The organism is Roseobacter sp. HKCC-CH-9351 (assembly GCF_037830295.1).
In the GTDB taxonomy this organism is placed as follows: Bacteria; Pseudomonadota; Alphaproteobacteria; order Rhodobacterales; family Rhodobacteraceae; genus M30B80.
Genome location: NZ_JBBLYM010000001.1, coordinates 1080036 through 1091599 on the forward strand (window position 1 = coordinate 1080036; position 11564 = coordinate 1091599).

10 protein-coding genes are annotated in these 11564 nt (G+C 55.0%); 5 read left to right on the forward strand and 5 right to left on the reverse strand.

The window, feature by feature from the left end:
• From AAC632_RS05565 to AAC632_RS05580, 4 genes are all read right to left on the reverse strand, one after another.
• A complete protein-coding gene (locus AAC632_RS05565) occupies nucleotides 1-216 on the reverse strand; it encodes a DUF1737 domain-containing protein (protein ID WP_340244732.1) in 216 nt (71 codons plus the stop codon).
• On the reverse strand, nucleotides 209-763 hold the full coding sequence (locus tag AAC632_RS05570; RefSeq protein WP_340297754.1) for an NnrU family protein: 555 nt from the start codon (nucleotides 761-763) through the stop codon (nucleotides 209-211). Before AAC632_RS05570 ends, AAC632_RS05565 begins: the two co-directional genes overlap by 8 nt.
• Nucleotides 763-1641: an HpcH/HpaI aldolase/citrate lyase family protein gene (locus AAC632_RS05575; RefSeq protein ID WP_340297753.1), complete on the reverse strand. Its 879-nt coding sequence runs from the start codon at nucleotides 1639-1641 to the stop codon at nucleotides 763-765. The genes AAC632_RS05570 and AAC632_RS05575 overlap by 1 nt, the downstream gene beginning before the upstream one ends.
• Before the next feature lie 117 nt (nucleotides 1642-1758).
• Nucleotides 1759-2511, reverse strand: coding sequence for a sulfite exporter TauE/SafE family protein (locus AAC632_RS05580; protein ID WP_340297752.1), 753 nt, complete (start codon nucleotides 2509-2511; stop codon nucleotides 1759-1761).
• 182 nt (nucleotides 2512-2693) lie between these two features.
• Between AAC632_RS05580 and mdh the strand changes: the two genes are divergently transcribed.
• The 5 genes from mdh to odhB all read left to right on the forward strand — a co-directional run bounded on the left by mdh (nucleotide 2694) and on the right by odhB (nucleotide 10541).
• Nucleotides 2694-3656 carry a malate dehydrogenase gene (gene mdh, locus AAC632_RS05585; protein WP_317656436.1) on the forward strand — a complete coding sequence of 321 codons (963 nt, stop codon included), beginning with the start codon at nucleotides 2694-2696 and terminating at the stop codon, nucleotides 3654-3656.
• 277 nt (nucleotides 3657-3933) lie between these two features.
• Nucleotides 3934-5127: an ADP-forming succinate--CoA ligase subunit beta gene (sucC, locus tag AAC632_RS05590; protein WP_340297751.1), complete on the forward strand. Its 1194-nt coding sequence runs from the start codon at nucleotides 3934-3936 to the stop codon at nucleotides 5125-5127.
• Between the two features lie 4 nt (nucleotides 5128-5131).
• On the forward strand, nucleotides 5132-6013 hold the full coding sequence (sucD, locus tag AAC632_RS05595) for a succinate--CoA ligase subunit alpha (RefSeq protein ID WP_340261770.1): 882 nt from the start codon (nucleotides 5132-5134) through the stop codon (nucleotides 6011-6013).
• A 62-nt stretch (nucleotides 6014-6075) separates the two neighbouring features.
• Entirely contained in the window at nucleotides 6076-9036 is a 2961-nt protein-coding gene (locus tag AAC632_RS05600) for a 2-oxoglutarate dehydrogenase E1 component (protein WP_340297750.1), read from the forward strand.
• 5 nt (nucleotides 9037-9041) lie between these two features.
• On the forward strand, nucleotides 9042-10541 hold the full coding sequence (gene odhB / locus AAC632_RS05605; protein ID WP_340297749.1) for a 2-oxoglutarate dehydrogenase complex dihydrolipoyllysine-residue succinyltransferase: 1500 nt from the start codon (nucleotides 9042-9044) through the stop codon (nucleotides 10539-10541).
• Nucleotides 10542-10615: 74 nt separating this feature from the next.
• On the opposite strand, the gene AAC632_RS05610 is transcribed toward odhB, so the two are convergent.
• On the reverse strand, nucleotides 10616-11557 hold the full coding sequence (locus tag AAC632_RS05610; protein WP_340297748.1) for a 2-hydroxyacid dehydrogenase: 942 nt from the start codon (nucleotides 11555-11557) through the stop codon (nucleotides 10616-10618).
• Nucleotides 11558-11564 lie beyond the last annotated feature (7 nt).

Consider the following 11564-nt stretch of genomic DNA (forward strand, 5'->3'; position numbering starts at 1 on the left):
TTATTGCTGCCCGAGTTTCATATCGGGGTGATAGGCATCTGCGATTGTCTTCGTCACTGCCTGCGCGCAGCGCATTTTGTTGGTGCTTGGATCAAAGGCGTAAGATGGGCTGCCATAGAGCACCCATCCCTTCGCTAGCGCATCTGACACTTTGTGGCAGAAGGCCGACGTGTCCTCTTCGGTAAGAAGTCTATAAATTACGTTTGCCTCAGCCATAGGGGAAATACCCCAGTAATGTGTGGATATAGCCCACAATTCCCATCACGATGATCCCGATGACAAGGGCCAAGATGTCCTTGACGATACTTGGATTGGCGGGACGCACCCAATCGCGACCTTGGCGGTTGATGATGATGACTGAGGCCACGGCCCAAGCCAACATTCCCCCAAACAAATAGATTGAGGCCAAATCGCCATTCACCAAGAGATGGGCAATAGCCCAAGCCTTAATCGCAGACAGTTGTTTGTGGCGGATGCGGGCCGAGAGGGTGCCCGACATGTGCGAAAGCGCGAACAGCCAAAACGCGATTAGCACCAAAAGATTGTTGATATGGGCAAAGAAGGCTGGGGGTGACCAAATCTGCACAACGGGTGCTGCACGATAGCCGATGATCATCAGCACAACACCTGCAAGCATCGCAAAGGTCAGGATCAGCCGACCTTTAGGATCCCCCATGTTGGCACGAAAATCAGGTGCAAGCCGTTTGACCCAATGCCCGCCCGCGAACAGGACAAGCCCAAGGATGAGAAGGAGATAGCCCATTAAATTTGCTCCAATTCTGCAATTGCTTCTGCTTTTGCAAGCATGGCACGGGCTGTCTCGATATGGAGGTTTTCAACGATCTTACCATCTACAACCGCGACTGCCTCGCCACGCGCGATGGCGGCATCATAGGCGTCTATCTGTCGGCGGGCGAGGTCAATTTCAGGCTCAGACGGAGAAAAGACCTTATTTGCAATCTCAAGCTGCGCGGGATGGATCAAGGTTTTTCCATCCATGCCCCAATCGCGCCCCTCAAGGCATTCGGCATGAAGACCATCTTCATCCTTGAAGGCGTTATAAACCCCATCAATACAAACAATCCCATGGGCGCGTGCGGCCATGAGGCAGGATTGCAGCGCGAAATGCATCGCGCCTCTGGTGCGCGATCCTAGATCCTTGGCCAAATCATTCGTGCCCATGATAAAACCCGCCATGCGCGGGGCTGCGGCAATTGCGGCGGCATTCAAGATGCCCAGTGGCGTTTCCATCATCGCCCAAATCTGGGTATCCCGCGCTGCGGGTATTGTGTCGAGTAGGGCCGCAACCGCCTCAATATCCGCGGCGGTGTTCACTTTTGGCAGTAAGATCGCTTCAGGGCCAATCGCGGCAAGAGCCACCAGATCGTCCTTGCCCCAGACTGTGTCGCTGCCGTTGATCCGCACGATTTGTGCGCGCTTGCCATAGCCGCCCTGTTGCAGGCGATTTTTAAGAATGTCACGCGCTGCTATTTTCTCATCAGGGGCGACCGCATCCTCAAGATCAAAGATAATCGCATCAGTTTGAAGCGTCTGCGCCTTTTCCAAGGCACGTTCCTTAGAGGCAGGAATATAGAGAACGGAGCGATAAGGGCGGGCGCTGCGTGCGGATGGATCGGACATATGGCCCCCTTTGGGCTGATTGATTCTGCGTTGCAGCATAAAAAGCAGGATGGGCGTGCGACCGCAAGTTACGTTTTGACGCATCTATAAGAAATTTTATTGCGCACGCCTTGCTGGTCAGAATAGCCCATCGTAAATTAACTTCACGCCCGTCAGCACCAATGCGACATAGGTGATGCCAAAAAATAGCCGTTCTGGGATGGCGTGATGGGCCTTAACACCCACCCATGTGCCGAAAATGGCAACAGGGGCAAGCAGCGCCACATCGCCCATCAAGTCCCATGAGAAGAGGCCAAGATAGGCGTAGCTTGCCAATTTCATCAGGTTGATTGCCCAAAACACAATAACCGTGGTCGCTTGGTATAATGTCTTTCCCACATTACGTTGCGACAGCATAAACACTGCTACCGCAGGCCCGCCTGCGTGGGAAATAAAGCTTGTGAAGCCTCCTGCGATACCCGCGATGATGCCATCCCGACTTGAGAAATCGCGCGCGCGCGGGGAAATCCACCCCCGCGCGCGCGCCAATTGAAACAGGGGAAAGAGCAATGCAATCGCCCCAATCATGAGGCGCAGCGCATCAGCTGAGATGATTTTGAACAGTAAGATCCCAGCGATACAGCCAAAGACAGACCCAATCATAAGCACCCGGGTTGAGGGGCCATCCCATTGCTTCCAATAGGGTTTGAGGGCTGAGAAATCCATGATGATCAGAAGGGGCAGCATAAGGGCCAAGGCGTGGGTCGGCTCGAGAACGACAGCGAGAATCGCTGACGAAACAAACCCAATGCCAGACCCAAATCCGCCCTTTGAAAGGCCTGCGACAAAGACCGCAAATGCCGCCAGCAGCCATAGCCATCCCTCTAGCATTTTGCCCTCTTTGTTCGCTGAATTATGACCAAAATACAGTGTTTTGAGTGAAGGGAAACCCCCGATGCTCGGGCCGCATATGGTGCGTCATGCGCTTTGTGCCGCAGCGCAGAGACTTGCAACGAGGCAGGGGCGGATGTAGGGGTCGCTTCAGTTTCAACACGGATCCGGAGACATTTCTCATGGCCAGACCTAAGATTGCACTGATCGGCGCAGGACAGATTGGCGGCACGCTTGCCCATCTCGCGGCGCTAAAAGAATTGGGCGACGTTGTCCTTTTTGATATCGCCGAGGGCACCCCGCAGGGCAAAGCCCTTGATATCGCCGAATCTGGGCCTTCTGAAAAATTCGATGCCAAGCTCAAGGGCACGAATGATTACGCCGATATCGCGGGCGCTGATGTGTGCATTGTGACTGCAGGTGTTCCTCGTAAGCCTGGCATGAGCCGCGATGATCTTTTGGGGATCAACCTCAAAGTCATGAAATCTGTTGGCGAAGGCATTCGCGATCATGCGCCCAATGCCTTTGTGATCTGTATCACCAACCCATTGGACGCAATGGTTTGGGCCTTGCGCGAATTTTCTGGCCTGCCGCATGAAAAGGTTTGCGGCATGGCAGGCGTTTTGGACAGCGCGCGCTTCCGCCATTTCTTGGCGGAAGAGTTTGACGTGTCCATGAAAGACGTCACAGCGTTTGTTTTGGGCGGCCATGGTGACACGATGGTGCCTTCTGTGCGCTACTCAACAGTTGCAGGTGTTCCTTTGCCTGACCTGATTGAAATGGGTTGGACAACGAAGGATCGCTTGGATGCCATCGTGCAGCGCACCCGTGATGGTGGGGCTGAAATCGTGGGTCTTTTGAAAACGGGCTCTGCATTCTATGCGCCTGCGACATCCGCGATTGAGATGGCCGAAGCCTACCTCAAAGACCAGAAGCGTGTTTTGCCATGCGCGGCCTATTGTGATGGCCAGTTTGGCCTGAAAGGCATGTATGTTGGTGTTCCCACAGTCATCGGTGCAGGCGGTGTTGAGCGCATCGTTGAGATCAAGCTGACCAAAGACGAGCAAGCGATGTTCGACAATTCTGTCGCTGCCGTGAAGGGTCTTGTGGATGCTTGTAAAGGCATCGATGAGAGCCTCGCTTGATCTAAGTGAAGAATTCCAAAACTTATCTAAAAGGCGGCGCTTTGCGCCGCCTTTTTTGGTTTTGATGAATGGTGAGTCGGCAAAGTTAATACACTCTTAAGGCGAGTAGGCCGCGGCCCTGCCTTGGAAACCCGTTTGTGATCACGCTTATTTTTTCTGTGATCACAAATGTCGAATTTTGCGCTTAAAACTTAGCTGTTGGGCAGATTGCCGTTTATTTTATGCGGCGGGATGTGCTTACACGCCGTGAAACGACAGCAACACACGGGACAGTTTCATGAACATTCATGAATATCAGGCGAAAGCCTTGCTTCGCCAATACGGCGCACCGGTCAGTGATGGCCGCGTTGTTCTAAAAGCCGAAGAGGCCAAAACCGCAGCGGGCGAATTGGACGGCCCGCTTTGGGTGGTCAAGGCGCAGATCCACGCAGGCGGTCGCGGCAAGGGTAACTTCAAAGAATCCGATGCGGGCGAAAAAGGCGGCGTGCGCCTTGCCAAGTCGGTCGAAGAGGCCGCAGCCGAAGCCAAAAAGATGTTGGGCCGCACCCTTGTGACCCATCAAACTGGCCCAGTCGGCAAAGTTGTGAATCGCATCTATATCGAAGATGGGTCGGGCATTGAGCGCGAGCTTTACCTCGCCCTTTTGGTGGATCGCCAATCGAGCCGTATCTCCTTCGTCTGCTCCACTGAGGGCGGCATGGATATCGAAGATGTGGCCGCAAAGACACCAGAGAAAATCCTGTCTTTCGCTGTTGATCCTGCCACTGGATACCAAGCCTTCCACGGGCGCCGCATTGCCTTTGCGCTTGGCCTTGAAGGCAAGCAGGTCAAAGAATGCGTAAGCCTGATGGGCATCCTGTATAAGGCCTTCGTTGAGAAGGATATGGAGATGTTGGAAATCAACCCGCTGATCGTGACGGATGAGGGCAGCCTCAAGGTGCTAGACGCGAAAGTTGGTTTTGACGGCAACGCCATTTATCGCCATGCGGATATTGCGGCGCTGCGCGATGAGACCGAAGAAGACGCCAAAGAATTGGCTGCGTCCAAATTTGACCTGAACTACATCGCGCTTGATGGCGAGATTGGCTGTATGGTCAACGGCGCTGGTCTTGCAATGGCCACGATGGATATCATCAAGCTTTATGGCGCTGAGCCCGCGAACTTCCTTGATGTGGGCGGCGGTGCAACCAAGGAAAAGGTGACCGAGGCGTTCAAAATCATCACCTCTGACCCCAACGTAAAAGGTATTCTTGTGAATATTTTTGGCGGCATCATGCGCTGCGACATCATCGCCGAAGGCGTTGTGGCCGCAGTGAAAGAGGTGGGTCTGCAGGTGCCACTGGTCGTGCGCCTTGAAGGCACAAACGTGGAGAAGGGCAAGGAGATCATCAACACTTCTGGCCTCAATGTGATCGCGGCTGACAATCTGTCGGACGCGGCCCAGAAAATCGTTAAAGCGGTGAAAGGCTGAGCTTATGGCTGTTCTTGTCGATGAAAATACAAAAGTCATTTGTCAGGGTTTCACGGGAAGCCAAGGCACATTCCACTCGGAACAGGCGATTGCTTACGGCACAAAAATGGTTGGTGGCGTGACCCCTGGTAAAGGCGGTCAGACCCATCTCAACCTGCCCGTTTTTGACAGTGTGCATGAGGCGAAAGCCAAGACCGAAGCAAACGCATCGGTGATCTATGTGCCACCGCCCTTTGCGGCTGACTCCATCCTTGAGGCGATTGATGCCGAGATGGAATTGATCATCTGCATCACCGAAGGCATCCCTGTGCTGGATATGATGAAGGTCAAGCGTGCTTTGGAGAATTCATCTTCCAAGCTGATCGGGCCAAACTGCCCCGGTGTGATTACACCTGACGCCTGCAAAATCGGCATCATGCCTGGCCATATCCATCGCCGCGGGTCGGTTGGGGTGGTGTCGCGCTCTGGCACATTGACCTATGAGGCTGTGAAGCAAACTACAGATGTCGGTCTGGGCCAGTCCACTTGTGTAGGCATCGGGGGTGACCCCATCAAAGGCACCGAACATTTGGATGTGTTGGAATGGTTCTTGGCGGACGATGAAACCCAATCGATTATCATGATCGGTGAAATTGGTGGTTCCGCGGAAGAAGAAGCGGCGCAATTCCTCAAAGACGAAGCCAAGCGTGGCCGCAAGAAGCCTGTGGCGGGCTTTATTGCAGGGCGCACGGCCCCTCCAGGCCGCCGCATGGGTCATGCTGGCGCCATTGTTGCCGGCGGCAAAGGCGGCGCAGACGATAAGATCGAAGCGATGAAATCCGCAGGGATCGTGGTGGCAGACAGCCCCGCAACCCTTGGTGAAGCGGTTCTCAAAGCAATCGGTTAAACACAGTTGCCTCGCGCGCTCAATTTGATCGCGCGAGGCTATTCCATTTCTCAGGTGCGGTCATGACTGAACAAAGCCCGAATGATATCTTCCACGCCTCAAGCTTTATGCAGGGGCATAATGCCGAATATCTCGAACAGCTTTACGCGCGTTATGCGCAAGACCCAAATTCGGTCGAAGAAAGTTGGCGGGCGTTTTTTGCTTCGCTTGGCGATGCACCAGCTGACGCAAAGGCCGAGGCCGCAGGCCCCTCTTGGGCGCGTGGTGACTGGCCGTTGCAGCCTGCCGATGATTTGACCCATGCGCTCACGGGCGAGTGGCCTGCCTCAGCAGTCGAAGTCAAAGGCGCCGAAAAGAAAATCCGCGAAAAGGCGGCAGATGCAGGCATCGAGTTGACGGATGCACAGGTGCAGCGCGCAGTTTTGGACAGTATCCGCGCGCTTATGATCATCCGCGCCTATCGTATCCGTGGTCATTTGATTGCCGATATCGACCCGCTTGGCATGCGTGACAAGACCCCCCACCCAGAACTTGATCCGCGCAGCTATGGTTTTACCGATGCGGATATGGATCGTCCGATTTTCATCGACAATGTTTTGGGCCTGCAAATGGCCTCAATGCGCCAGATCATGGAGATTGTGAAGCGCACCTATTGTGGCACATTCGCGCTGCAATATATGCACATCTCCGATCCTGAGCAGTCCAGTTGGCTCAAAGAGCGGATTGAGGGTTATGGCAAAGAGATCGCCTTTACCCGAGAAGGCCGTAAGGCCATCTTGAACAAATTGGTCGAGGCCGAAGGTTTTGAGAAATTCCTCCATGTGAAATATATGGGCACAAAGCGTTTCGGCCTTGATGGTGGCGAGGCGTTGATCCCCGCGATGGAGCAAATCATCAAACGCGGTGGCGCGCTTGGCGTGAAAGAAATCGTGATTGGCATGCCCCACCGTGGGCGCCTCAGCGTTTTGGCCAATGTGATGGGCAAACCTTACCGCGCGATTTTCAACGAATTCCAAGGCGGCAGCTTTAAGCCTGAAGATGTCGATGGATCAGGGGATGTGAAATATCACTTGGGCGCGTCTTCGGATCGCACTTTTGATGATAACACTGTCCACCTTTCCTTGACCGCGAACCCAAGCCACCTTGAGGCGGTTAACCCCGTTGTTCTGGGCAAAGTGCGCGCCAAACAAGATCAATTGGGCGACACAGAACGTCACCAAGTTTTGGGTATCCTTTTGCATGGTGATGCGGCCTTTGCGGGGCAGGGTGTGGTTGCAGAAGGCTTGGGGCTTTCGGGCCTGCGCGGTCACCGCACGGGTGGCACAATCCATATCGTGGTGAATAACCAAATCGGCTTCACCACTGCGCCCCATTTCAGCCGTTCCTCGCCCTATCCGACAGATATTGCTTTGATGGTTGAGGCGCCGATTTTCCATGTCAACGGGGACGATCCCGAAGCCGTTGTTCATGCTGCAAAAGTTGCTACGGAATTCCGTCAGAAATTCGGCAAAGATGTTGTGATTGATATCTTCTGCTATCGCCGCTTTGGTCACAACGAAGGCGATGAGCCGATGTTCACCAATCCGATGATGTATAACCGCATCAAGAAGCACAAAACGACCTTGCAGCTCTATACCGAGCGTTTGGTGCAGGACGGGCTGATCCCCGAAGGTGAAATCGAAGATATGAAGGCGGCCTTCCAAGCCCGTCTGAATGACGAGTTTGAGGTAGGTAAGGAATATAAGCCCAACAAAGCGGATTGGCTTGATGGCCGTTGGAGCCATCTCAATCGTGAGGGCGAGGATTACCAGCGCGGTGAGACGGCAATTAAGCCCAAGACGATGAAAGAGATTGGCAAGGCCTTGGTGACCGCGCCCCAGAACTTCGTGCTGCACAAGACCGTGGCGCGTCTTTTGGAAACGAAACAAGAGATGTTCGACACGGGCCAAGGGTTTGATTGGGCCACTGCCGAGGCTTTGGCCTTTGGCAGCTTGCTGACCGAAGGATATCCAGTTCGCCTTGCAGGCCAAGACAGCACCCGTGGCACATTCAGCCAGCGCCATTCGGGCCTGATCCATCAGGAGAGCGAGGAACGCTATTATCCTCTCAATAACATTCGTGCGGGCCAAGCGCGCTACGAGGTCATCGACTCGATGCTGTCCGAATATGCGGTGCTTGGCTTTGAATATGGCTACAGCCTTGCGGAACCGAATGCCTTGGTCATGTGGGAAGCGCAATTTGGCGATTTCGCCAATGGCGCGCAAATCATGTTTGACCAATTCATCTCATCGGGCGAAAGCAAATGGTTGCGGATGTCTGGATTGGTGATGCTGTTGCCGCACGGGTTTGAGGGCCAAGGCCCCGAACATTCCTCCGCGCGTCTTGAGCGGTTCTTGCAAATGTGCGGTCAAGACAACTGGATTGTGGCCAATTGCACCACACCCGCCAATTATTTCCATATCTTGCGCCGCCAGATCCATCGCAGCTTCCGTAAGCCATTGGTTCTGATGACGCCGAAATCCCTTTTGCGGCATAAAAAGGCCGTCTCACGGGCGGAGGAGTTCACAACAGGGTCTTCCTTCCACCGTGTGCTGTGGGATGATGCCCAATATGGTAATTCGGATCTCAAGCTGAAATCAGACGACAAAATCCGCCGTGTCGTGATCAGTTCAGGCAAGGTTTATTATGACCTTCTTGAAGAGCGCGATGCGCGTGGTCTGGATGATGTCTATCTCTTGCGTCTTGAACAGTTCTACCCATTCCCTGCGATGTCGCTGATGAAGGAATTGGAGCGCTTTAAGACCGCAGAGATTGTCTGGTGTCAGGAAGAGCCGAAAAACCAAGGGGCTTGGACATTCGTTGAACCAAATCTTGAATGGGTTCTGACACGGATTGGGGCAACCCATAGTCGCGCCACTTATGCAGGCCGCGCCGCTTCGGCTTCGCCTGCGACTGGCCTAGCCTCACAACATAAAGCACAGCAAACCGCGCTCATCAACGAAGCGCTGACGATCGAAGGGTAAAGACAATGGCGACAGAAGTCCGCGTGCCCACTTTGGGCGAATCCGTGACCGAGGCCACCGTGGCAACTTGGTTCAAAAAACCAGGGGATACAGTCGCGCAGGATGAGATGCTGTGCGAATTGGAAACCGATAAAGTGACCGTTGAGGTTCCTGCCCCCGCCGCAGGCACATTGGGCGAGATCGTTGCGGGCGAGGGCGAGACGGTTGGCGTTGATGCCTTGCTCGCTACGATTGCCGCTGCGGGTGCTGTCGCTGCTGAAGCGGCCCCTGCCGCAAAGCCAGCGGCCGCTGCTTCCTCGGGTGCATCGGTCGATATTATGGTTCCCGCGTTGGGCGAGTCTGTGACCGAAGCCACCATCGCCACATGGTTCAAACAGGTTGGCGATACGGTCGCGCAAGACGAGATGCTGTGTGAATTGGAAACTGACAAAGTGTCGGTCGAGGTTCCCGCCCCCGCTGCAGGTGTTGTAGCGCGCATTGATGCGGCCGAAGGTGCGACTGTCAATGCAGGCGGGCAGCTTGGTGTAATTTCCACCGATGGCGCGGCTGTTGCCGCCCATGCCGCAGCACCCGCTGCCGCCTCTGCTGCCGCTGCACCAACAGGCAGCGGTCGGGATGTAGAAGATGCCCCATCAGCCAAGAAACTGATGGCGGAAAAAGGCATTGACCCCGCGGCTGTTCAAGGCTCTGGCAAGGATGGACGCATCATGAAAGAAGATGTTTTGAACGCCGCAATTGCCCCCGCTGCAGTGCCTGCTGCTGCCCCTGCCGCCGCTCCGCGTGCGCCTGTCGCCGCCGAGGATGCTGCCCGCGAAGAACGGGTCAAAATGACCCGTCTGCGCCAGACGATTGCAAAGCGTCTGAAAGATGCGCAAAACACCGCAGCGATCCTGACCACCTATAACGAGGTGGACATGACCGAGGTGATGGCCCTGCGCAACGCCTATAAAGACGAGTTCGAAAAGAAGCACGGCGCGCGTTTGGGCTTTATGTCCTTCTTCACCAAGGCCTGTATCCACGCCTTGAAAGAGGTGCCTGAGGTGAACGCTGAAATCGATGGCACCGACATCGTCTACAAAAACTTTGTACATATGGGCATCGCGGCAGGCACGCCACAGGGTCTGGTTGTGCCAGTGATCCGTAACGCCGATCAGATGTCTTTTGCCGAAATCGAAAAGGCGATTGCCGAAAAGGGCAAGCGCGCGCGCGATGGCAAGCTGTCTATGGCCGAGATGCAGGGCGGCACGTTCACCATTTCGAATGGTGGGGTTTACGGCTCGCTCATGTCCTCGCCGATTTTGAACCCGCCACAATCGGGTATTTTGGGGATGCATAAAATCCAAGACCGCCCCATGGTCATCAATGGCGAGATCAAAATCCGCCCAATGATGTATCTGGCGTTGTCCTATGACCACCGCATTGTCGATGGCAAAGGCGCGGTGACCTTCCTTGTCCGCGTCAAGGATGCACTGGAAGACCCACGCCGTTTGTTGATGGATCTCTGATCCCCACAAACGACTGAGAACACGACCGCGAAACGCCCCCGTTCTGGCTGCATCGGATGGGGGCTTTTTGCTGCCTAATACCCTGCCGCGCGATCCACCAGATGCAAGAGGGCCTCGCCCGCCTCACCACGGCGGATATTCTCGGCAATGGTTTCCGATGCCGTCTCGGCCCTTGTGGCAGAGGCGATATGCGGGGTTACAGTGACCCGTGGATGGCGCCAATAGGGATGTGAGGCAGGCAGGGGTTCGATGGTGAAAACATCCAAAGTGGCCGCTGCGATCTTGCCTGTATCAAGGGCGGCCAAAAGCGCGGCATCCTCGATCAAACTGCCGCGCCCAGGGTTGATGATCTTGGCCCCATGGGGCAGGGCGGCGAGGGTGGTTTGATTGATCAGCCCGCGCGTGGCGGCGGTGTCGGGCAGAAGTGTTACCAAAATCTCGGCATGGCGCATTGCATCAAAAAGCCCGTCTTCACCATGATAGCACGCGATGCCTTCGATTGATTTGGGGCTTCGCGACCAGCCTGCGACATCAAAGCCAATCCGCGCAAGGCTTTGCGCTGCAGCCGCGCCCAATACACCAAGACCCAAGATGGTCACCTTGCGATCCCGCGCCAAGGGCGGCACCAAATTGGGGCGCCAGACCCCATCTTGCCCTGCAAGGAAATCGTCAATCATGAGGTGATAACGCAGCACATGACCCATGACGAATTCGAGCATACCTTGCGTTAGGCCATAATCGACCATGCGGGCAAGCGGCATGGTGATTGTTTCATTGCCGACAATATCCTCAACCCCTGCCCAAAGGCTCAGCACGGCCTTTGCGCGGGTGAAGGGGGTAAAATCCTGTAGCCCCGAATTGGGGGCGTAGATGATATAATCCACCTCAGCTGGCTCAGCTTCAGTGGTTAGGCCCGTGGTATCAACCCCTGCCTTCTGCAATGCCTTGCGCAGTGCGGGTTCATATTCCGCCCATTTTTCAGATTTTGCAGCGAAAAGGATGGTGGGGTATGGCATGGCCTGC

Coding starts and splice junctions, on each gene's coding strand:
- sucD (WP_340261770.1), top strand. CDS start 5,132: ATGGCTGTTCTTGTCGATGAAAATACAAAAGTCATTTGTCAGGGTTTC.
- AAC632_RS05610 (WP_340297748.1), bottom strand. CDS start 11,557: ATGCCATACCCCACCATCCTTTTCGCTGCAAAATCTGAAAAATGGGCG.
- AAC632_RS05565 (WP_340244732.1), bottom strand. CDS start 216: ATGGCTGAGGCAAACGTAATTTATAGACTTCTTACCGAAGAGGACACG.
- sucC (WP_340297751.1), top strand. CDS start 3,934: ATGAACATTCATGAATATCAGGCGAAAGCCTTGCTTCGCCAATACGGC.
- odhB (WP_340297749.1), top strand. CDS start 9,042: ATGGCGACAGAAGTCCGCGTGCCCACTTTGGGCGAATCCGTGACCGAG.
- AAC632_RS05600 (WP_340297750.1), top strand. CDS start 6,076: ATGACTGAACAAAGCCCGAATGATATCTTCCACGCCTCAAGCTTTATG.
- AAC632_RS05580 (WP_340297752.1), bottom strand. CDS start 2,511: ATGCTAGAGGGATGGCTATGGCTGCTGGCGGCATTTGCGGTCTTTGTC.
- AAC632_RS05570 (WP_340297754.1), bottom strand. CDS start 763: ATGGGCTATCTCCTTCTCATCCTTGGGCTTGTCCTGTTCGCGGGCGGG.
- AAC632_RS05575 (WP_340297753.1), bottom strand. CDS start 1,641: ATGTCCGATCCATCCGCACGCAGCGCCCGCCCTTATCGCTCCGTTCTC.
- mdh (WP_317656436.1), top strand. CDS start 2,694: ATGGCCAGACCTAAGATTGCACTGATCGGCGCAGGACAGATTGGCGGC.